The sequence below is a fragment of the Methanospirillum hungatei genome, assembly GCF_019263745.1.
GTDB lineage: Archaea > Halobacteriota > Methanomicrobia > Methanomicrobiales > Methanospirillaceae > Methanospirillum > Methanospirillum purgamenti.
Window position 1 is genome coordinate 527,148 of record NZ_CP077107.1, and the last position, 23,954, is coordinate 551,101.

General features: G+C 42.8%; 16 protein-coding genes. 5 read left to right on the forward strand and 11 right to left on the reverse strand.

Annotation, left to right across the window (positions count from 1 at the left end):
- Positions 1–78: 78 nt before the first annotated feature.
- Genes KSK55_RS02555 through KSK55_RS02565 form a run of 3 tightly spaced genes read left to right on the forward strand, consistent with a single transcriptional unit; the run spans position 79 to position 3,803 of the window.
- Positions 79–1,542 (forward strand): DHH family phosphoesterase, encoded by a 1,464-nt coding sequence (locus tag KSK55_RS02555; protein ID WP_214418578.1) that lies wholly within the window; start codon positions 79–81, stop codon positions 1,540–1,542.
- Positions 1,532–2,167 (forward strand): 6-hydroxymethylpterin diphosphokinase MptE-like protein, encoded by a 636-nt coding sequence (locus tag KSK55_RS02560; RefSeq protein ID WP_218608055.1) that lies wholly within the window; start codon positions 1,532–1,534, stop codon positions 2,165–2,167. Before KSK55_RS02555 ends, KSK55_RS02560 begins: the two co-directional genes overlap by 11 nt.
- Positions 2,142–3,803, forward strand: coding sequence for a radical SAM protein (locus KSK55_RS02565; RefSeq protein ID WP_214418580.1), 1,662 nt, complete (start codon positions 2,142–2,144; stop codon positions 3,801–3,803). Before KSK55_RS02560 ends, KSK55_RS02565 begins: the two co-directional genes overlap by 26 nt.
- Here KSK55_RS02565 and KSK55_RS02570 read toward each other — a convergent pair.
- Both KSK55_RS02570 and KSK55_RS02575 read right to left on the reverse strand, forming a co-directional pair.
- Positions 3,781–4,914: a CBS domain-containing protein gene (locus KSK55_RS02570; protein WP_214418581.1), complete on the reverse strand. Its 1,134-nt coding sequence runs from the start codon at positions 4,912–4,914 to the stop codon at positions 3,781–3,783. The genes KSK55_RS02565 and KSK55_RS02570 overlap by 23 nt on opposite strands.
- 101 nt (positions 4,915–5,015) lie before the next feature.
- The gene (locus KSK55_RS02575; RefSeq protein WP_218608056.1) at positions 5,016–5,372 is read right to left on the reverse strand and encodes an META domain-containing protein; all 357 of its coding nucleotides are present in this window, start codon (positions 5,370–5,372) and stop codon (positions 5,016–5,018) included.
- Between the two features lie 245 nt (positions 5,373–5,617).
- On the opposite strand from KSK55_RS02575, the gene KSK55_RS02580 reads away from it, so the two are divergent.
- A complete protein-coding gene (locus tag KSK55_RS02580) occupies positions 5,618–5,878 on the forward strand; it encodes a PRC-barrel domain-containing protein (RefSeq protein ID WP_214418583.1) in 261 nt (86 codons plus the stop codon).
- An 11-nt stretch (positions 5,879–5,889) separates the two neighbouring features.
- Positions 5,890–6,633, forward strand: a complete 744-nt coding sequence (locus tag KSK55_RS02585) for a tRNA(His) guanylyltransferase Thg1 family protein (RefSeq protein WP_218608057.1) — start codon at positions 5,890–5,892, stop codon at positions 6,631–6,633.
- A 140-nt stretch (positions 6,634–6,773) separates the two neighbouring features.
- Here the strand turns inward: KSK55_RS02585 and ileS are convergent, their stop codons facing one another.
- From ileS to KSK55_RS16350, 9 genes are all read right to left on the reverse strand, one after another.
- Positions 6,774–9,962: an isoleucine--tRNA ligase gene (gene ileS, locus KSK55_RS02590; protein WP_218608058.1), complete on the reverse strand. Its 3,189-nt coding sequence runs from the start codon at positions 9,960–9,962 to the stop codon at positions 6,774–6,776.
- A gap of 61 nt (positions 9,963–10,023) precedes the next feature.
- Complete coding sequence (locus KSK55_RS02595; RefSeq protein WP_218608059.1) at positions 10,024–11,844, reverse strand: DUF2207 domain-containing protein; 1,821 nt, start codon at positions 11,842–11,844, stop codon at positions 10,024–10,026.
- Positions 11,845–11,897: 53 nt separating this feature from the next.
- Positions 11,898–12,077 carry a hypothetical protein gene (locus KSK55_RS02600; RefSeq protein WP_214418587.1) on the reverse strand — a complete coding sequence of 60 codons (180 nt, stop codon included), beginning with the start codon at positions 12,075–12,077 and terminating at the stop codon, positions 11,898–11,900.
- Between the two features lie 60 nt (positions 12,078–12,137).
- Positions 12,138–13,742 carry a hypothetical protein gene (locus KSK55_RS02605; RefSeq protein ID WP_218608060.1) on the reverse strand — a complete coding sequence of 535 codons (1,605 nt, stop codon included), beginning with the start codon at positions 13,740–13,742 and terminating at the stop codon, positions 12,138–12,140.
- The gene (locus KSK55_RS02610) at positions 13,739–14,689 is read right to left on the reverse strand and encodes a vWA domain-containing protein (RefSeq protein WP_218608061.1); all 951 of its coding nucleotides are present in this window, start codon (positions 14,687–14,689) and stop codon (positions 13,739–13,741) included. Before KSK55_RS02610 ends, KSK55_RS02605 begins: the two co-directional genes overlap by 4 nt.
- Positions 14,686–15,573, reverse strand: coding sequence for a DUF58 domain-containing protein (locus KSK55_RS02615; protein WP_218608062.1), 888 nt, complete (start codon positions 15,571–15,573; stop codon positions 14,686–14,688). Before KSK55_RS02615 ends, KSK55_RS02610 begins: the two co-directional genes overlap by 4 nt.
- 12 nt (positions 15,574–15,585) lie before the next feature.
- Positions 15,586–16,572 carry an AAA family ATPase gene (locus tag KSK55_RS02620; RefSeq protein WP_218608063.1) on the reverse strand — a complete coding sequence of 329 codons (987 nt, stop codon included), beginning with the start codon at positions 16,570–16,572 and terminating at the stop codon, positions 15,586–15,588.
- A gap of 165 nt (positions 16,573–16,737) precedes the next feature.
- On the reverse strand, positions 16,738–18,225 hold the full coding sequence (locus KSK55_RS02625) for an MFS transporter (RefSeq protein WP_218608064.1): 1,488 nt from the start codon (positions 18,223–18,225) through the stop codon (positions 16,738–16,740).
- A 109-nt stretch (positions 18,226–18,334) separates the two neighbouring features.
- Positions 18,335–23,953, reverse strand: a complete 5,619-nt coding sequence (locus KSK55_RS16350) for a PKD domain-containing protein (protein ID WP_306128091.1) — start codon at positions 23,951–23,953, stop codon at positions 18,335–18,337.
- Position 23,954: the final 1 nt, after the last annotated feature.

Genomic DNA, 23,954 nt, shown 5'->3' on the forward strand with positions numbered 1-23,954 from the left:
CATAACATGTTGGTTTAGCTAGTATATATACATTTCTTACGTCCCTTTATACCTCTATAATCCAACCTATACCTGAATATGCCTGGATTCAGCCCTGCACCGTCACCTGGGATCAGAACCTACCTCATCTGCGGTTGCGGAAGTGTCGGATACCTGATACTTGAAGAACTCAAGAAAGAAGGTGGCAGACTGCTCTGCATGGATAGCAACCCTGAACGGGTTCAAGAGTTACGAGAGCAGAAAATAGAAGCATTCCTCCGCGATCTGACCGATTCGGAAATGTTGCAGGGAATCGATAATTTTGATATAGCCTTTGTAGTCAGTGACAATCATGAGGCAAATATCGCTGGTTTGAAAACAATCAGAAAAAAATATCCAAAAGTCCACATTGTAGCCCGTGCCCAGGATCCGATCAATGAAAAACTTCTGATGGAAGAGGGCGCGGACCTTGTGCTCTACCCGCAGCATGTCGTTGCCAAAGCAGCAATAGAACATTTGCATCGACTGGAAAAACACCATTTATCACGTGATCTGTTTGCACTGCTCGCCTCCTGGTCTGGAGTATTCGGAATAGTAACACATACAAACCCGGACCCTGATGCAATAGCCAGCGCAATGGCCCTCTCGGCAATCGCAAAACGGGCAAATCCAAACCTTGAGACCAGAATAATTTATGATGGAATCATCGGACACCAGGAAAACCGGACACTCGTAAACCTTCTTGATATCAGAATGGAAAAACTCCGGCAAGAAGTGCTGAATGAATGTACGCACATCGCACTTGTTGATAGTAAAGGTCCAGGTGCAAATAACGGGCTTATCCATTCCATGCCGGTGGATATCATCATTGATCATCATCAGGAAGATATCACAAACCTCGACAAAGCACATTTTATTGATATCAGACAGAATGTTGGTGCTTGTGCAACAATTCTGACCGAATATCTCAAAGAACTCAATATAGAACCGGATGAGAAAGTAGCAACTGCTCTTCTCTATGGTATCAGGGCAGATACAAAACAATTCAGAAGAAATGTATCCCCAAATGATCTCGAATATGCTGCTTATCTTCTGGAATTCAGTGATGCGGATCTTCTTGAAAAGATCATGTCACCCCAGTATTCTCATGAAACTATTGATATTATCGGGGCGGCGATAAAAAACAGAAAAACCAGAAATGGGTACCTTTTTTCAAATGTGGGTTTTGTCAGAAATCGCGATGCCCTTCCCCAGGCAGCAGATCTTCTGATTAATCTTGAAGGGATCAGCACCGCGCTGGTTTATGGAATCACCGAAGATGCAATCATTATGTCAGGAAGAAACCGTGACCTACGGCTCAACCTTGGCAATGTGATGAGCGAAGCTTTCTCAGATGTTGGTGATGCCGGTGGACATGCAACCATGGCTGCAGCAAGCATCCCCCTTTATGTCTTCTCTCATGTAAAGGAAAAGGAAGAACTTCTCCATCTTGTCATAGATCCAGTATTACAAAATTTTTACCGGCTGGTTGGTCTCCTGGAGGATGAGGAGAGTGAAGTATGAGGAATGGGAGCCAATATACCAGGAAATTTGTGATTATTTCTCCTTTGATCCGTCTGATGATGAACGAGCTGCACAAATCCTAGCAAGTCTGACAACCGGGAATGCATACCAGCTCATTTCTCATCGCATAAAAAATTCCATCGTCACAGTCTGTGGGAATGCTCCTTCCCTTCGAAACGAATTATCTCAAATCTCTGGAGTTATCATAGCAGCTGATGCCGCTGCTGGAGTATTAATTCAAAATAACATTACTCCGGATGTGATTGTTACTGATCTTGACGGGATTGATGATTATGCAATAAATCTCAACAAAAATGGAACAATTCTGGTAGTTCATGCACATGGTGATAATATTCCGAGGCTGTACTCATGGGTACCAAAATTTGAAGGACCTTTGATCCTGACAACTCAGGGAAAACCATTCTCTCATGTATATAATTTCGGAGGTTTTACTGATGGTGACCGGGCAGTTTACATGGCACATGAATTGCAGGCACGTGAAATTCACCTCATCGGATTTGATCTCAATGATCCGGATGTAACACCGATGAAAAAAGGAAAACTTTTCTGGGCAGGAAAACTGCTTTCATTACTTGGGTATGAATCCTTCGGCATGGATAATTGATGGATATGTGGATGAACCAGCCTGCCTTGGTGTTCCACCATATATTTCTCCGTATATCAGAACCGTTGCCGGTGTGTTACTCTCTCATGATATCTCTGTAACGTACCATACAATAGATGAGATCCGGATACAACCAGGTCTTTTAACAGATGCCGGTAATGCAGATTATGTGGTCATAATTGCCGGTATGACTGTCCCAGGTAAATATTTAGGCGGAATCCCGGTAACATGGCAGGAGATACAACAGATAGGATCAGCTCTCACCAGGCCACATACTTTTCTTGGGGGGCCGATTTTATTTGGTTCAGGATCAAGTGGAGGCCAGATAGCCCATAAGAGAGGAGAATTCAATGTGGATACACAGCTTATCGGTTCTCCAGCCGGATCTTTAAACCGGTGGCTTTCAGGAAATATTCCTTCATCTTCTTTTGATTATCAGACTGAAGATCCCTGGTCAGTTCTGGGATCTGAAATTATCAAACAGCATCCCTGCTATCCCCATGTCATGTGTGAGATAGAAACAGCTCGGGGATGCAGCAGGGAGGTTACAGGAGGATGTGCCTTTTGCACTGAACCCTTGTATGGTCCCCCTCAGTACAGATCAAAAGAAGGAATTAAATCCGAAATTGCAGCTTTATCAAAAAATGGAGCAGTTCATTTCAGAATAGGAAGACAACCGGATATTCTGACCTGGCATGCGGGATCAGGAGAATTCCCAACTCCAAGACCAGATCTTCTTGAACAATTATTCTCGTCCATCAGAGTGGCTGCACCAAACCTGAAGACCCTTCATATTGACAATGTTAATCCTGGAACCATTGCTCGACATCCGGAAAAAGCTAAGGAAGCCTTGTCAGTTATCATCAGACATCATACACCTGGCGATATTGCTGCTTTTGGTATGGAAACCGCTGATCCTGAGGTTATCGAAGCAAATAATCTCAAAGCCACACCTGAAATGGTTATGGATGCTATCCGGATCGTTCATGAGATCGGAAGTGTCAGGCGAAACGGAATACCTGAAATTCTTCCAGGATTAAATTTTATCGCAGGCCTAGCCGGAGAAACAGCCCGTACATATGAATTAAACCGAATGTTTTTAGAAAATGTCCAAAAAGCCGGATACCTCATTCGAAGAGTAAATATACGTCAGTTAATGCCTTTTGAAGGAACAAAAGCATACGAAAAAAATGCACTTCCGGTTCCTGAGAAAATATTTCATGCGTTCAAAGATTGGACACGGAAACAATTTGATCTCCCTATGCTGAAAAAAGTCTTTCCTCTCCATACTATCCTCCGGTCAGTCATCATTGAAGAGGAAGGAGATATTTCATTTGGTAGGCAGATGGGGACATATCCTATCCTGGTAGGTATACCACTTTCTCTTCCAAAACACACCGTTATCGATACGATTGTTGTTGGACATGGGATGCGTTCCCTAACTGCACTTCCGTACCCAATTCCAATAAACAGCCTTTCTCATACTGCTCTGAAATGGCTGCCAGGTATATCAAAAAAAGGGATTGTTCAGGTTATGGCAAAACGGCCATTCCAAAACCTTACTACATTTGAAAAAGTAGCAGGAGTTCATCTTCCGGATAATATCCTGGATTTTACACTTCCCGAAGTTCAATAACTGTAAATATATCAGACTTTGTTACGATTCCAAGAATATTATCATCAGACATAACAGGGATTCTCCCAATATCCTGTCTGGTCATAATACGAAGTGCATCCATTACCGGAGCATGAGGTGGAAGGGTAATCACTTCTCTTGTCATAACATCACGAACCTGCATGGCATCACGGTCAAGAACAGGAGTGCGGGCAAGATCGGTGAGTGTAATAATCCCCATTAAAACACCCCGGTCAATTACCGGAAAACCCAGATGTTTTGTCTGGTACATGAGTGCTAACACATCGGATAACGGCATCTGAGGCTGGACATCCACAATCGGTCGAGCCATTATATCTCCCACAGTAACGTCCTTCAGAAGGAAATTATAGCGGGTAACTGCTGATTCCTGTCCTGCTCCAATATATATAAAAAAAGCAATTAAAATTAAAATTGGCGAAAACAAGAGTAGTCCAACCAATCCGAACATAATGGCAAATCCCTTCCCAATTGTGGAAGCTATCGATGTTGCTTTATGCAGAGGCATTCGTCCGGCCAGATATGCACGTAGAACTCTTCCTCCATCCATAGGAAATGCAGGAAGCAGGTTAAATGCAAATAATAGAACATTCAATATCGCAAGATATCCGAAGATATAGATAAGAATCCCTGCTTCTGCCGTTGAAGTAATGAAGAAATGAATCAGATATACAATAACCGCAGAAGTTAAACCAATACAAAGGCTTGTAAGAGGCCCGGCCAGAGCCATTATAAATTCTGTTCTCGGTTCTGGTTCCTGTTCTTCAATAGCCGCAACACCTCCAAAAAAGAGAAGGGTTATACTATCAATCCGAATACCAGCACGAAGTGCAATGAGTGAATGAGAGAGCTCATGAATAAAAACTCCGACAAATAGCCCAAGTGCAATAATTGCTCCCAGCAGATATGGTATATACCCGGAGATAATGAGAGAATCATCAATATCGACTTGAAAAGTATTGCTGACCATTTGTATTGTAAAGTCTATATCAGACCCTATTATCCAGGCAAATAATGGAATAATAAGTAAAAAAGTAAAATGAATCAGGACAGGTATACCAAACAACCGCCCGATTTTAAATGAGCCATCCATAATATCCTGTAATATTAGTCTATTATAACCTGTATAACTTTCACTTCGCCAAAATCCATAAAACCAAGATATGAATTGAAAAAAACATAAAATTGTATAGATTAATCTGATTGATAGACTTTCCATTCTGCCAGAGATTCACCGACAGCATCTTTAAAGAACAGAGTATCACCGGTTATTTCATACAAAAGATTGTTACCAATAATTTTGTAAAGAGTTACTTTTTCTAGGTTCTTGAGATATTGTGCTTCTGATTCCATAACTCCAAGATCACAATACATCAATGTTGAGATTGGAGCAGAGATTGTACGTTTATCTCTGGTCTCATTATAAATAGCACTATATACGTTACAGCCTGCGCTTCCTGATACTTTCATTTCATTGAATGTTGTAGTAATACGAGATAAATCAGAATGGAACAGAAGTGCACTCTCTTCATCCCGAAGCTCCGTAACCACATAAGCTCCGGAGAGATTACTCTCTGCTTATACAGAAATACTAATAGAAATAAAGCAAATCGTCAAAAAGACAATTATTGTAAGAACTCTCATTACTGCCATACGTCAATAATCCGGATGGAATTATATATATTTTCTGCAAACTTTTCAAAATCATATCTTCATATCATCTCGTAATCAGATGTTTTTCTTCAAAAAAAATAAGATAACATTTTTTATCTATCCGGTTGTAATGTCAATGCAGTATGAAGAATCAGATAACTGACCTGATCGGACTTAAAATATATTCTGAAAACGGGATGTTTATCGGAGAAGTGGATGATATTATCCTGGATATTGATTCTAAAAGAATAGATGCTCTGGCGGTGGGTAAGCTGAATCCGGAAGTAATAGAAGTAAAGACTCATAAAGGTGTCAAAGTTCCATACAGGTTGGTAAAAAGCATATCTGATGTCATTGTAATACGCCACGTACCCCAATTATTCAGAAGTGACGGGGATCTCTGAATATTTCGGTTATGAAAGAGAGGGAGATCTATGCTGACCTTCGGACACTATCTCCCATTATTGTCCGTCTTGATGGCCGGGCATTTCATCAGGTAACCCGGAATTTATCATTTATTGAACCATTTGACGAACGGTTCGCAGCCGCAATGACACAGGTGACATCCAGGCTCTTGGGAGATGCCGGGTTCGCCCCAGTATTTGGGTATACTTTTTCTGACGAAATTAGTCTGTACTTTACTGAATGCCCCTATCTTGGACGAGTTGAAAAGATTGACTCAGTTCTCGCATCATTTGCAGCAAGTGCCCTCACGATAGCCCTACAACTCAAAGAGCCCGTCTCATTTGATGCACGAATTATCCCAGTTACTCCTGATCATGTCCTATCCTATCTATCCTGGCGACAACAAGAAGCATGGCGAAACCACATGAACGGCTGGAGTCAGAAATTACTGAAAGATGAAGGGTATACATCTCAGGAAGCAGCCTCCATGCTCCATGCAATGAAAGCAGCAGAACTTCATGAATTCTGTTTTCAGCGGGGTGTAAATCTTGCCACGACTCCTGCCTGGCAACGTCGGGGTATTCTAGTTTATCGGAATGTTATCGAGAAAGAAGGGTATAATCCGAAGACAGATGAAAAGACGATAACAACAAGAAGAATTGTGATGATTGACAAGGAAATTCCTTTATTTGGGAAACCGGATGGTCGGGAATTATTATGTAAAATATTAAGTGGATACATTAATATTTTTTAATCCTTCGTTATTAATTATTTATTTATTATATCATTATATACCCAGGCACCCATGAAACGGTGTACGGATAGTAAGTATGAGTCCTGGTTAAATCCTAACTGTGAAGGAATTGAGGCGATATTTTATTAAAAAAATGTGGTTTAACCGGCCAGAGATATCCCCAGAGTAACATTCACTCCTTCAATATCCCATTCCCGGTCTAGCTGGAATAAAGACGATGCATCTCTGCTACTGACAGTTGAATGAATCTTCAATATCTTCCCTCTGACTTCCTGTTTCATGAGATCCTGCCATGTTTTAGTCAGGAGATTTCTCACATGATCATCACTGATGATTGCATCAATAATAATATTATCATCAACATTCAAATCAAGTTGTTTTCTCATATCCTGAAGTCTTCGGATGATTTCTCGACAATATCCTTCAGCTTCAATATCTTCTGTAAGAGTTACATCCACATAGACAGAAGCATCTGGCATCTCCGCACCAAACACCTGATCAGGAAGTGACTTGGTAAAGGTCATATGTTCTGCGGTAAGGACAAATTCCTCTTTTCCATCAGATAAGGTAACTGATCCAGACTCTTCCAGTTGTTTCCGAAGCAGGGTACCATCTGCAGATTCTATTAGACCTTTAACAACCGGACCGGTTTTTCCAAATGAGGGCCCGATCTTTTTCATTACCGGTTCAGCATTATACCGCATCTGATCCCAGGTACCGACAATTACCTGAATGTTTCGTGTATTTGCCCTATCTTTCGCCAGTTCTTCCATTTTCCTAAATGAATCTGCCACAGATTCACTTGAGGTAACAACAATGACATTCTGAACTGGCCAGCGGAGTTTTCTTTTTCCTGCCTGACGAGCATTTGCCACTGCTTCATCAAAGGACCTGACAACATCCATCCGGCGTTCCAGATCTTCATCAATGAATCGGATATCCCCAGAAGGCCAGGAAAGCATATGAATAGACACCGGATCAGACGGGAGCCGGAGGTTTTCATACATTGCCTCAGTAATATGGGGTGCAAACGGAGCGAGTAATCTACACAGGGTCCGAAGACAATATGCAATTGTTTCGTAGGCAAATTTTTTATCTGGTGAATCCTCTTCAAGCCACATACGGGGCCGGACTATCTGAACATACCATCGTGAAAGATCTTCCAGAATAAAATTCATTAACTGTCTTGTAATCCGGTGTAGTTGGTACTCACCCATATCTGGTGATATCTGTTTTGCGATGGAATTGATCCGTGAGATAATCCACCGGTCAATCTCAGGCATTTCCCTGATGGATCGTGATATATAATCATCATCTGATGTACCATCTGCTGCTGCTACAGGAGTGAAACCATCAAGGATCATGTACGGAAGTGGGAACCGGTACACATTCCAGAGGATGTTCATCGTCCTGTTTACCGTGGATACTCCATCCCAGTTAAATTTCAGATCATCCCAGGGAGCATTTGCTGAAAGAACATACAACCGGAGAACATCAACACCAAACTTCTGGACAACCTCTTCCGGTGTTACAACGTTTCCAAGACTTTTACTCATCTTGCGGCCATCAGCATCAAGTGCAAATCCATGCATCAGGACGCTTTTATAAGGTGACCGGTTAAACGCAATGGTTGAAGCACCAAGTTGTGAGTAAAACCACCCTCTTGTCTGATCCTGACCTTCAGTGATGAAATCTGCAGGCCACATTTCATGGAATAGTGCATCACTTCTGGGAAATCCGAGAGTTGCCCATGACGCCATGGCTGAATCAAACCAGACATCAAAGATATCCTCAACACGCTTCATTGAACCGCCACAAGAACACGGCACAACGATATCATCGACATATGGCCGGTGAGGATCAGTAAGAGATGTTCCTGCAGCTTCATTCAATTCAGCAACCGTCCCAAAGACGCGGCTTTTTGAACATACAGGACACTGCCAGACCGGAATCGGAATACCCCAATACCGTTGCCGGGAGATACACCAGTCACGGGCATCTGAGACAAAATCATAAAACCGGGCACTGCCAGCCCATTCCGGATACCAGGACGTTGCTTTTATCTCAGAAAGCATCTTCTCTTTCATCTCCGGAACCGAGATGAACCACTGCTCAGTAGCCCGATAGATGATTGGAGTCTTACATCTCCAGCAATGACCATACCGGTGTGTTATCTTCTGTCGTGCAAGCAGGTGAGAGCCAAGGTCCTCCAGAATCTTCTCATTGGCATCCCTGACAAACTGACCAACATACACACCACCTTCTTCGGTATAGTATCCGGCTCCATCTACCGGACAGAATACATCAAGTCCTTTTTCTACACCGAGGAGATAATCATCCCACCCATGACCTGGAGCAATATGAACCATACCGGTGTTGTCCATCTCAACAAATCCGGCAATCACAACCTGATGGTCTATGGTTTTTTGTCGTGGGATAAGTTCTACAAGTGGAGATGTGTATTTTGTTCCGGCAAGGAAAGACCCGGTTTTTTCAGAGAGAATGGAAAAGCCCTGATATTTTCCCCGTTTTAATACTGGCTCGACAAGATCTTTTGCAATCCAGAGAATCTCTTTCCTGCCGTCTTTTACTGCCTCTACCTGTGCGTAAATGAAATCCTTGTCTACTGCAACGGCAACGTTTGCCGGAAGTGTCCATGGAGTTGTTGTCCAGATAACCAGATATTCATTATCCACTCCCTGGATTGGAAATTTAACAAATATAGAAGGATCCTGCTCATCCCAGTATTCCACTTCAGAATCTGCAATGGCAGTCTCACACCGTGGACACCAGTTAACTACCCGATGACCGCGTTCTAACAGACCTTTTTCATGAGCCTGTTTCAGGGTCCACCATGCCGCTTCAATGTATTCGGGCATGATAGTCTGATATGGGTTATCAAAGTTCATCCAGATGCCAAGAGCCTTAAACTGCTCTGACATGATGTCTTTATGACTTATGGCAAACTGTTTACACCGCTCGATGAACGTCCCGATTCCATATGCCTCAATATCTTTCTTATTTTCAAATCCTAATTCATGCTCGACCCTGACTTCAATAGGAAGTCCATGCATGTCATATCCTGCCCGGTCGATGACATGAAATCCGTTCATCCTTTTAAACCGGAGAATACTGTCTTTGAGGATCTTATTCCAGGCTGTTCCAAGGTGGATATGACCGGTTGTATACGGAGGGCCGTCTACAAAAAACCAGGTTTTCCCATTTCGGTTCTGTTCTTTTACCCTGGCATATATCTCCTCCTGAGTCCAGAATTTCTGGACTGAGGCTTCAATATCCTTGGGTGTAAAACTGCTGGTAACCTCTCGCACGTTATTTCCTCAAAAATTCCTTATATAAATTGCCGCACGGGCAGATAGGTGTTTCTTCCCTTTACCACCCTCCGGCACCCCCTCCTCCAAATCCACCACCACCGCCAAAGCCTCCTCCACCATATGATCCACCAGACCCAGAGGATGGAGGATGGTAGGCAAGCATCGGGGAAAAGCCGGTATGAATAATTGCTGGCGCAAACCATCCTCCCGAAGGAAGGTCTGGAACATGGATATCGAGCGACCTTAGTGTTTTAGATACCTGATTGCCAACGCCAAGGGCTGTTCCATAGACCATCCAGTCTCCCCAGATAGCAATATCTTCAGGTTTATATCGTTGCATCATAACAGAATCTGACAAAAATTTCTGAAACGATTCCCACTGTAATCGATTCTGATAATAATCATCCTTCCAGGTTCCAAACAGCGAAATTGGAAAGATAAAGGCAACAACCATCTGTAAGATGCCAAGACAGGAATTATATACCGCCTGACCCAGGATAAGACGATCACCCGGACCGATAATGATCAGAACGAGAGAGACAAAAAATAAACCGATAACAAATCCGAGAAGTGGAATGAGGTGCTTTTGACCGTTTCTTATATACGTTGACACCATCTGATCTGATAGTCCGGAAGGAAGTTCCATAAAGGACTTTTGATACTCCATTAACTGAACTCGCATTGAGTCATTTGTATTTGCATCGGTTGCCATCTGAGAAAATGTCGCATCTGTTACAACCCCGTCCTGCTCCAGTACTGAAAGGGTCCGGATTACCTGTTCTTCATATTGATCTCCAGTCTCTTTTTTTAATATTCGTATAGAAAATCCTGTATCAGAGGCAGGATTTATCTCGATTATTTTCCTCCTGTGTAGATCCAAGAGGGTTGCATGAAGTCCCTCTTCATCAAACTTTTCCGGATCGCCTGAAAACACAAGTGCCACGAGCCAGGGCTTTATTGATGGGTCAGGAACAAAACTCAGATGATCAGGGACCGTATAGGTCTTTTCCCGCCCATATCGATACCACAAAATAAAAAGAATAACCGGGATAAGAAACAGGAAGATTCCAGATAATGTAGAGATTATCCGATAGATACTATTGATATAACTCAGATATCCTGGGTTTGCAGCCTCTGTCTTTTCTCTGACCGAACCTGATATCTGAGTAACCTGACCATCCAGATGCTCAGTAACTGAGCTGTCGATGAGCACTTCAAATCCAAGAGGGATATCTTCCTGAATTTTTCCGCTCATGACATAGGAATCAGCGGTTTTTGTTACTGCAAGATCTGCCGGATGAGGATACAGGGCTTTCACTCCCTGCGATGGAATCTCAATCCGAACAGACTCATAGGGAATGTGAATTGAGGCTAGATTGATATTGAGATGATCGCCATCTTCTCCCCGTTCAACAGGCGGGATTATATCCCAGGTATATGAAACGGGAAATGATCCGGAAGAATAATATCCAGGATTAAATGCTCCAGCCTCATTTATACCTGCTCTATCGGTAATTATCGAAAATGCCTGATTATTCTCACCGGTAAGCGTTACTTTTCCATTCGCATCTTTTACATACCCTATTGAGCCGGAAGGTGGCGTCAGAGAGATATATTTATAATATGAACCAGAATGGTCCTCGGTATACACTGGTGCATCCAAACGCCGGTTCAGACTCCTGTATTGACTATCTGTGTGAACCGAGTAGACATATGACTCTTTGAGCGTTCCATCCCAGGAAAAGGATGCTTCATATGATGAAACTGAAAGATCAGGAACAAAGAGGGACTGAGCAAAAGAGAACAAAAAAAAACCGCAAACTGCAATCCCGGCAGTAACTAAAAATAAAAGAAGAAGATCCTTTTTTTCACTCTGCATATTGTACCTCAATGTGTTCATATTCCAAGCAATAAACAGGAATACAATTAAAATCAATATCTGACATAATAACAGGCTCCGGATTCAAGGCGTTCTCCCGGAGAGAGATTTCGTAAAAACTGACTTGCATGATCTTCACAGACCACAGCTTTACAGCACCCTAATATCTCAAGACCTATCGCAGGTTTTCCACAAACCTGACATGAAGTTTCATCTCCGGGAGAGATATTCATAGTATTCCTGATATTTAAAAATATGAAAATATTTGGATTCCAACATCTGATTTAGAATTTTTATGAAAGACCGGCCATCTGTCTCACTTCCTGTACAAACCGGCCAAAGTTCTCATCATCAGGTTCTCCTTTTGCATACTCTACCTGTGAACAAGAATTCAGGAGATCGAGAATGGACTGTTGTATCGGAGGTATATAACGGACAACACCAGAGATAATCTCATCATTTGTTATCGCTTCTCCATGCCCATGCGTATGAGAAATAAACATCCTGACTGCCTGACCAAGAATGATATATCCCTCTTTTTTATCTCCGCCAGCATACGTTTTTTCAGCCTTATTAATCATCTCCTGAACGACCTCGGAATAATCACGCTCAGGAACCATCTCCTGAGGAGCAGACTGGACCTCTTCTGGCCGAGTCGAATAATACCACCATGCAACTCCGGCACATAAGACAACCAGGATTATTACCAGAAAGATACCAATGAACCAGAATAACGGAAATGCTTCATCCTGCTTTAGCTCTATCTTCTGGACGGTATTATTCACAATCCAGGCAGTAAGTGTTGCATTTCTTCCATCCGGATGAACATATTCCTGGGATACCATCGTTTCATTTGGAGTTCTGGTTACAGAACCGGATGAAGGAACCATAGAATTATTGCGTGCCTGTTCTTTTCGTTCATTCCAGGTGGAATTTGATGCTAGTTCTGGAGGGACAGGTATTTCTCCGCTTTTTTCTGCGGTAAGAGATGAAATTTTACTGTTTTCAGCCTTCCCGGTCACCGCAATTTTTTCTCCGTCTTCATTTTCAAATTGAACCGATACTTCTCCTCGATCTGGGCCGGTTGGAACAATTTTTCCTGATGTCTGATTGTATCCGGCATTTCGAAGGTCTGATGCCTGTTTTTGAACAATTGGATCTTTTTCGAGAGAGTCTGCAAGTTTTCGTTTATTATCTTCAGTTTGTTGACTCTCCTGCATCATCTGCTGTTTTAGAGCTGAGGAAGAAGAGGACATCTGGTTATTTTGAAGAGCTTGTTGTGAGTTTTGTGGTGAAGATTGACGGGTGCTATAGCCAAACCCACTTTGTGACAGGATATTTTGCATCAGTTGTTGTTGTTCCTGCCTCATCTGTTCCATCTCCTGTTCCATCTGACTAAAAGGATCCTGTCCTGATAGAGATGAAGGAGTTTTTGTTGCTTCAGATGTTGTAGACCGAAGAGTTTCTTTCACCTGTTTTACATCTTTTTGTTCAGACACAAAATGAACGGAGATTGGGGGCAGAACCACTGCAAAATCCTTCCCTTTATCTTCATAGATGAGCAACAACGAGAGATCATAATTTGTTTCAGATTCGGATGTGAGCGTTAATGCATGATCTGATCTCCCGGGAGCAATCGGAAAGGACTGGGATTGAGTATTGGTCTGAGATATGGAAAATCCACCATCATCCTGTTTTCTTGTCAGACTGTATTGCAGGGTTCCGATAAGGGTATTTGTAAAAGAACTATCAATTGTAAAAGGAACCTGTGCATCAGTTCCTGCCAGATAATAGTAATCAGACTGCTCTGATGACATAGTTATGTCATCTGCAAAAACATGCATTCCGGAGATGAAAAGACATCCGGTTAGCAAGAGTAATATTACCTTCATCTTCATTGAATAATCCGCCTCCGCCCATATCGTAAGAAAATTTCTGCTCCTATGAGGATTATAGCACCAATAAAGAACCAGTCACTAATGCTCGTTTCTTCTCTCTCACGCTTTATCTCCTTATTCAGGTTTGAATAAATCTCTGAAAGCGTCCTATCATTAACTGATTTATAATACCGGCCTTCAGTGGTACTTGCAATTCTTTGCAGCATCTCTTCATCCAGGGTTGCATATTGAGGATTCCCAAACCAGTCATAACCAAGAACAACCGGACTATCTGATCCCATTCCAATACTAAAGACCTGAATGCCTTTCTCACGGGCGAAGTTTGCAGCCTCATCCGGATGAATGACCCCGGCATTATTGACTCCGTCAGACAGAAGAATAACCACTTTTTTCCTGTTCGGAATTGATTCAGCCATATCAATACCAAGTGCAAGACCATCGCCAATTGCAGTTGCACCTTCTTTCGGTTCAATAGCCTGCAATTTTCTAATCACCCGATCCTTATCAGGAGAGAGATACGCAGCACTTGTTGCACCAGATTCAAACGTGATAATGCCGGCATAATCTTTTACATCAAGTGATCGGAGCAGGATTTCTGCAGAACGTTTAGAAGATTCAAGTCTGGTAGGCTGGTAATCAGTCGCCTGCATACTCCCGGAAACATCCAGTACGAGGATAACATTTACACCTTCTTTTGTCTGTTCCAGAGGAATATGAGGATCTGCAAGTCCGATTATGATACAGCCAATAGCAGCAAGAACAAGAAGCAGAAGGGTTTGTGGACGTGATGACTGCCTGCTTCCATGTAAAGCACTTTTTAAAAAACCAATATGGGAAAAGACTATTGCTTCCTGTTTTTTCCGATTTGTTTCATGATAATAATAATAGTACAGAATCGGAAGAACTATCAATGCAAGTAACCATTCCGGATGATAAAAACCGGTCATAACTCACCTCCAGGCCGTGTTCTCATCAGATGCTCCAAAACCGGAACAAAATCATCCCCTGATCGTACATGAACAAACGGAATCCGGTGCTTTCTCATCATATGAGACACTGACTGACTATGCATCTCAGCAGCCTCTTTGTATGAATCACGAATCACTGGATCAGATGTATCAACTAGAAGTTGCTCACCGGTTTCTGCATCTTCAAGTTCTATCAGACCTACATCAGGAAGTTCCCCTTCTCGGGGATCAGAGACCCTGATTGATAAGATATCATGGTGCTTCTTTACCAAAGAGAGTTCTTTGGAACAGTCAGGAGTGAAAAAATCTGACAGGAGAATAACCGTCGACATTCTTCTTATCCGCTGCATTATCATCGAAAGAGCTGGGCGGAGATCTGAATGTTTTGATTTGGGTTCGTGGGTAATAACTGTCTGAATGAGGTTGATAACATGATTTCTTCCGCTTCTTGCAGGAATGAATTTTTCCACGCAATCTGATACAAGAATTAAACCCACTCTGTCATGATAATGTACAGCAGAAAATGCCAGTGTTGCAAGAATTGAAAGTAATGTACTGAATTTAGAAACTGTATGACCAAATGATCCAGATCCTGAAATATCTGCAATCAGGTACAGCGTATGATCACGCTCTTCTACAAACTCTTTGATATACGGAATTCCATATCGTGCAGTGATCTTCCAGTCAATCGCCCTGATATCATCGCCCGGTATATACTCTCTGATGTCTGAGAATTCCACTCCCTGTCCTTTAAACAAGGAGATATGAACTCCAGCCTGCTGACCGGAAACACGAGCATTGGTCAGAATATCTATAGTTTTTACCTTTTGGACCAAATCCGAATAGGTATCATTATCCGGCATAGACCACCAGTATCAGGGAACAGGAACAGCTTTCAATATCTGATCAATAATTGCATCTACCAGTACTTCTTCTGCTTCAGCAAGATATGACAATAATATCCGGTGACGAAGAACATCATGGGCAACGGCTTTTACATCATCAGGAATGACAAATCCTCTTCCCCGAAGAAGTGCATGTGCCTTTGCACCAAGCATCAGATAAATCGATGCACGAGGTGATGCACCATATCTGATGTATGAGGCAAGAGGTATCTGATAATCTCCTGGATTCCGTGTAGCATCAACCAAAGAAGTAACATATTTTTTTACCTCAAGGTCAGCATACATGGAAGGGACAATCTTCTGGATTTTCTTGATATCTGATGCAGTAATAACCGGCTTTGGCTGATAACTTATTCCTTCAGTAAACCGGTCAAGAATAAGAAGTTCTTCCGTTTTGGATGGATAACTCATCAGAATTTTAAACATGAACCGATCCATCTGGGCTTCCGGAAGCGGATAGGTTCCCTCGTGTTCAATCGGATTTTCAGTAGCCAGAACAAAAAAGGGATCTGGTAGAGAATATGTTTCTCCCTGGATCGTGACCTGGCGTTCCTGCATGGCTTCAAGTAGTGCTGACTGAACCTTTGGGGGAGCCCGGTTAATCTCATCTGCTAAAAGAAACTGGGTAAAAACCGGACCTTTTACTGTCTTAAAGGAACAGTCCTGCTGATTATAGATTTTTGTCCCGGTAATATCTGCAGGAAGCAGGTCAGGAGTAAACTGTATTCTGCAAAAACCTGAATCAATACATTGCGCGACAGTTTTGATCATTAATGTCTTGGCAATTCCGGGAACACCTTCCAAAAGCACATGACCATCTGCAATCAATGCAATGATGAGTCGTTCAAGAATATGCTTTTGACCAGCGATAACCTGGTGAATTTCCTGTTCAAGAGGAATTAAGAGATCTACACATTCCTTTGCCTGTTTTGTAAGTGACTGAATTTCTGTATTCATGGAATTTGACTCCTGAATGATAATCCGGACTCATTGTCTGTGATTGTCAGGAGAGTTTCGGATGCAAAGTAAAGTTCGCCTTACAAAAGGATAAATATGTAGTACATATGGATAAAATAGAAAAAAGTGAGATGAGACATAATGCCCAAAATGTCTCCCTTTCCTTTATATTATCCCAGTAGATATCTCATCTAATTCTGATTCAAGATAATCAGGATGAATCTTGTATCGCGTTATGATAGTGAAAACCAGGATGACTATTCCGATAAGGAACGATAAAAGAAAAGCCAAATCAAATCCTGCAGTGAGTACTTTCAGCTGGATGTCAACCGGAGCACTCTTTGTAATATCATAATGCTCTGCAATAGTCGTCATTCCCTGAATAAATATTACATTATATATGGCAATCCCGATAGTCATCGGAACGAAACGCTCCAGACTTGTGAGCGAAGAAACCATCCCCTGGTACTTTTTTGATGCACTGGTCATGATCATATTTGATACCGGGGTGATAATGAGCCCAAGTCCTAATCCGATACAAATCAGGCATACCGTGATAAACAGGGTTGGGGTGTCTATTCGCAGATGGGTGATTAAATAATATCCAATCGTCAGAAAAATAGCTGCAACGATAGATAGTATTCTCCCACCTATGCGATTATAAAGCATACCGGCGACCATCCCTGCAATCATCATTGAAAAGGAGAGTGCAGTCAGGATAAGACCTGCATCAGATGTAGAGTATCCACCAATATATTCCAGGTAAAAGGGGAATAGATAATTAACACCAGACAAACTGAAAAAGACCAGAAATATTACCAGATTAATGAGTAAAAATGTTTTGTCCATAAATAACCGGATTTCAAGAATTGGATTTTGTATATGAAGTTCTTTCCATACAAATATTCCAAGAAGAATGACTGAAAGCATGAGAGAACCGAGAATGACCGGAGATGTCCATCCCATCGTTGTACCTTCAGAAAATCCATACAACAAAAATGCTAGCCCTATAAATATCAATGCAGCACCGGTTTTGTCTAATTTTTCAGTACTCCCATGAGGCTCTTTGTTTGGAATCACACGGGTTCCAAGAAGAAGTGCAAAGATACCAATGGGAACATTAATGAAGAAAATCCAGTGCCATGAGAGATATTGTGTTAAAAAACCTCCCATTGTTGGACCAATTGCAGTTCCAAGTCCGGCCATGGTCATAATGACGCCCATAGCTTTTCCTTTCATACTCATCGGAATAAAGGCAGATACCATAGCTGGAGCAATTGCTGCAATCATAGCACCTCCAATTCCCTGAAATGCCCGTGATCCAATAAGAGTCAGAAAGGATCCTGTCAAATCTGGAAGAAAGCCACAGCTGAAAGATCCTAGGATAAAAATGATAAAACCAGTAAGAAAAATACGTTTAAACCCAATAATATCAGAAATTTTTCCAAAGATAAGGACACATCCAGCCATTACCAACAGGTAAATAGTTGCCACCCACGAAACAGAGCTGGATGAGAGAGAAAATGATTCTGATATGGTTGGAAGAGCAATATTAACGATGGTCCCATCAAGGGAAGCCATAAAAGTTGCCAGTGAAATTGCAATAATAAGAGGTAAATATCTTTTTTGCACGTTCACGGATGTACGATCCATAAAACTTGTTTGTTATGGTCCTATTTCAATGAATATGAAATGGAATTTTTAAAGAATTATACAAGAACTTTCATTTGAGAAAAAAGAAGATTTGAAAAGAAAAGTGATATTACTGAGTCTGAACCATATCATCGACCGGAACAGATGCAGTAACTATCGGAGTGTCGTTTTCTACTGGTACCGGATTTTCCGATCCGACTTTTTTATCTGCCGGGATTATAGAACTAGACCTTATCTCCAGTTCCATGGTTGCGCCTGGTTTGAATGGTATAGATGGTACCCAGACACCAGTCTGTGAATCCTTTACTTCTGCTACGTACTGATTTCCACAGGCTGCATCATACATGAGGAAGGTAATCGGACTTCCTGTCTGAATATCACCCTGGATGGTTAATTTTACATCATTACCAAACCGACCTTCAGTTCCTACTGATACCGGATTGCCATTAATACCGATTCTGACATTTTTCCCGTCAGCAGTTATCATCGAACCAAGCGTAAGTGGTTTTCCATCCACAGTAGCTACCCCTGATATTGTCATGGGAACAACCGGAACCGGAGGGGTTCCTCCTTCAATCCGGATGTCAAGTCTTGTCAAACCTCCTTCGATGTATGGGTATGAACTTGCCCATTCACCGCTTGCATCTACATCCCGGACTTCTGCCATTATGGCTTCCCCGGAACCTGATGGAATAACCCAGAAGGTCAGTGGCTGCCCTGCTTTGAGGTCTCCTTGTGCAACAAGTTTGTTGAGTTCGTTAAATCCATAGACTCCGGGTGAAGTCACCGCAAGTGGGTTACCCCGGTGTCCTTCAACAACATTCTCGCCTTTCACCAGGATCATGGATCCTACTGGCATCGGCATTCCATTTGAGGTTACTTCTCCATAGAACTCATGTGGAAGGACTGGCATTGGTGGAATTGGTGCTTCTCCGACGCGAAGATCCAGACGAGTCTTGGATCCTCCCTTGAACGGATACGACTTCTCCCATTCTTTGCCAGCATACACATCATAACATTCAGCCTGGACAAAGTCCTTTGCTCCTGGTGCTTTTATCCAGAATGTAATGGTATCGCCATTCTTTATGGAACCCTTAACGGTAAGCGGGTCAGGTGTTCCATATGCACCTTCAATGGTTGTTGTCACCGGGTTTCCAAAGATTCCGGTTTCAATGCCACTTCCACGTGCCTCGATGATTGTTCCAATGCATCCCGGACTGCCATCTACTGTCACATGACCGAAGAATTCAGCCGGTGCAAGAGGTGCTTCGGTTGCTTTAATGAGATTTTCCTTGCAGGTTGCTGCTGATCCAAACTCATTCGAGGCTTCAAGACAGACCGTGTATGATCCTGGTGTCAGATATCGGTGTACCGGATTCTGCTCTGAAGAGGATTGTCCGTCTCCAAAGTCCCATCTCCATGCAGTCGGCTTGTCAGTGGAAAGGTCAGTGAACTGAACATCTAATGGAACATATCCAGTTGTCGGGGAAGCTACAAAGTCAGGTACTGGTGGCTTTCCTGCTGGAAGAACCGTAATATACTGGTATCTTATCTCACTGGACCGATCCTCTCCACGGGTAACCGTAAGGAATACCGTGTATGTTCCTGCTTTTGTATACACATGGGACGGGTTCTTCTCTGTGGAAGTTCCTTCGTCACCAAAGTTCCACATCCAGGTCTCCGGATTACCGGTTGACAGATCGGTAAACTGAACGGTCAAGGGTTCTTTTCCAGAGGTTGGTTCACCCATGAAGGATGCTTTAAGTGGAACTGGTTTTTCAAAGACTCTGATATACTTCTCACGAAGTTCTGTTGACATTCCAAAGGGATTTTCAACAGTCAGGGTTACTGTGTATTCACCTGGTGCATTGTAGGTATGTTCAGGATGCTTTTCATTCGAGACAGAGCCATCGCCAAACTCCCATTCCCACTTGTTTGGATCTCCGGTAGAGAGATCAGTGAAGCTGACTGAAAGCGGAACAGTTCCTGATGTCGGGAATCCACGGAATTGTGCATCCGGCGGGAATCCAGGAGCAGTAACGGTAATATATTCTGGAGCAATCTTTGTATCTGCTCCACCTTCATTACTTACTGTCAGTTCAACCGTATATGTTCCTTCAACGGTATAGGTGTGGACCGGGTTTCTCTCTTCAGAGGTTGTATTATCCCCAAATTTCCAGTACCACTGTTTTGGATTGTTCTTTGAGAGGTCAAGGAAGGTAACAGTCAATGGAGCCTTCCCTTCACGTGGAGCACCAGAGAAATCTGCTGTTGGGGGCAGAACTGGCTCGTTGACAATGATATAGTTCTGTTCAACAAGAGTATCTGATCCGGCAGAATTCTTTACGGTCAGTGAAACGGTGTATTTACCAGCTTTCTCATATACGTGAACCGGGTTTTTCTCGGATGAAATCTGGTTGTCTCCAAAGTTCCATTCCCAGGAATCCGGATTGTTTTCAGAGAGGTCGGTAAAGGTAACCTTCAAAGGTGCCGTACCAGTTCTTGGTTCGCCAATGAATTTTGCTACCGGAGTGATAACACACGGCTGTGCATGAATAAATTCTGGTTTAGTTATCTGATCTGATCCGGCACTGTTACTACAATTTAAGGTAACATCAAAGATTCCTACATTGTTGTAGGTGTAAACTGGATTCTGTTCGACAGAAGTTCCACCATCACCAAAGGTCCATTTCCATGCAGTCGGACTGTTAAGTGAGGCGTCAGTAAAGGCAACCTTGAGCGGAACCATACCGCTGGTCGGGTTCGCGTTAAAGTCTGCCTTCGGTGGAATCACTGCTGGCTGGGCATGTATAAATTCAGGCTTTGTAATATTGTCAGAACCAGCACTATTGCTACAATTTAAGGTAACATCAAAGGTTCCGACATTGTTGTACGTGTAGACCGGGTTCTGCTCGATAGAGGTTCCACCATCACCAAAGGTCCATTTCCAGGCGGTTGGGCCATTGAGAGAAGCATCAGTAAAGACAACCTTGAGCGGAACCATACCGCTGGTCGGGTTGGCATTAAAGTCTGCCTTTGGTGGAATCACAGCTGGCTGTGCATGAATAAATTCAGGCTTTTCTTTTGATGAGACTCCTGCACGATTGCTAACCGTCAGGTTCACCGTATAGACACCTGGATTATTGTAGGTATATACCGGATTCTTTTCTGAAGAAGTGCCACCATCTCCAAAGACCCAGGACCAGGTTTCTGGTTCGTTTGTTGAAAGGTCAGTAAACGTGACCGTCAACGGAACCATACCACTGGTCGGATCTGCTGAGAAGTCTGCAACTGGTGGTTTTACCGGTTCAAATACATGGATGTAATCTGCCTTTGTCTTTTTCTGGCTTGAAACAATGTTCTTTGCCGTCAGAGAGACAGTATAGACACCAGGTTTCTCGTATACATGAAGCGGATTCCTTTCAGTCGAGGTTGCTCCATCTCCAAACTCCCATGCCCAGGAGGTTGGAACACCATGAGACTTATCAGTAAACTGCACACTCAGTGGAGCATCTCCTTCGGTTGGGACTCCCTCAAAATCAGTTGCCGGAATCACATCATGTTCGGATAAGGAGACAATAAACGCATCACGGTCACCATCACCAAAGTTCTGCTGGTACGGCCATACCTTCGGGAAATTCTTTGATTCGGTGTATCCGGTAAAGTATGCTTCTCCTTCATTCATGACATCAATAGCTCGTCCTTCATCAATGCTGCCTCCACCTAGATAGGTTACATATCCAATCTGGGTAATTCCAGCAAGGAATTTGGCTACTAACACATCCGAGCTTCCCCCTGGCTTGGACTGGTAGGCTAAGGTGACCGGAATGTCTACTGAATTTGTGGTACCGACCACATAAATGCTGCCTTCAGCATCACGTGCAGCACCAGATATTGAGTCAATAAGGGAACCGCCAAAGTATGTTGACTGGGTAAGTGCTGAACCATCAGTATTTAGAGTCGTGATAAATCCATCCTGAAGACCCTTCAATTCGCCCTGAAGAGCATTCATAGTTGGGAAATCCTTGGATTTTGTCACACCAACTACAACCAGGCTACCATCAGGTAATGCAATGATATCACGGGCATCATCAGATCCTGATCCTCCAAGGTAGGTTGAATACATTGCAGGATATTTTCCTTCAGGATCAAATTTTGTAACAAATGCATCAAAGCTGCCACGAAGCTTATCCTGGTATGGCTTGATGGTCAGGAAATTCGAAGATTCAGTCTGTCCGACAATACATGCATATCCATTTGCATCAACAGAAACGGCACTTCCTGCATCAAATGCTGTACCTCCGATAAAGTTGGAATATACAATTGAATTTCCATCAGAGTTAAATTTTGTAATAAAGGCATCCGGAAGACCGCCATATGGTGATAACTGGTACCGGTTCACAACCGGGAAGTTCCAGGATGCAGTCTGACCGGTGACAAAGACATTGTGCTGAGAGTCAATATCGATGTCATATCCAAAGTCATCGTGTTCCCCACCAAAGTATGTTGAAAAGACAAGCTCATTTCCTGTTGGATCAAGCTTTGCCATCCATGCATCATACCCGCCTGCAAGAGCGTTTCGGTATGCGTTCTTTACGGGGAAGTTTGGCGAGTTCGTTCCACCGGTTATGTACGCATTTCCTTGTTCATCGATTACAAGTCCGGTACCTTCGTCAGTACCAGTACCTCCGATGTAGGTAATATATACAAGATCAGTTCCATCAGGATTCACTTTTACAACAAAAGCATCCTTTTCTCCACCACCAAAGTATGGCTGAATGCTCCCTGGAGCCAGTCCTTCCGCTGAAATTTCTCCAGCACTCAAAGCAGACTGATTTGCTGGCGGATTATGATTTGCTAAGGGATCTTTTTCATTATTTTTGAAATATTTCAGATGATCAGACCAGGATGTTCCAATAAAGTAGGCATAACCACCTTCATCAACTTTAATAGAATTCCCCTGATCACGACCCTCACCTCCGAAATAAAGTGAATATCTCAGGATAGGATCAATTACCAGTGGAAGGGTTTTATCATATTCTCCTACATTAAAGGTAACCGTAGAGTTATCACCAACAACGTATGAACATACAACCTCTGTTTTGGTTCCATTAATCTCCTGGTATGCTGTCGGCGCTTCATCAACTATCTCTCGTGCTGGTGTCTGAATAACCAAATCACCGGTGGTCTCATTCAGACTCATTCCCGTGTGACCCTGGTATACCAGCATAATCTGGCTTGGATCTGCACCTGCATCAAGAATAAATTCACTCTTTAAAAGACCTTCAGTTCCTGATACCGTATAATCAATACCAGGGTACACATCCTCGTATTTGACACCAGAAGTCAGGGTTGCTCCGGTAACCCATGCTGACGGATCTGTGCCATAATAGAAGTTTGCGGTCCCGTTTAGCGGATTCAGTCCAATAATCTTCTTTTCAGGATTCGAACCGTTCAGCATCATAAATACCGAACTGTTACCAGGACTGTGACTAAACTCCATCCCATCTTCAAAGACCGTAATTACCTGGTCTGTTGAACGGGTCTGGTACGATACATTGTCTTCAAACTGCCCATTGTTCTGGATAAAAACCAGGGGCATAGAAGCTACATTTGCCTGCAGAGCCTTTGATTCTTCGATGATATTCTCATCTGCAGATACGAAAGTACCTGATAATAAGAATATGGCCAGAATAAGGCACCACACAGTCTTCGCATTCCCCATCATA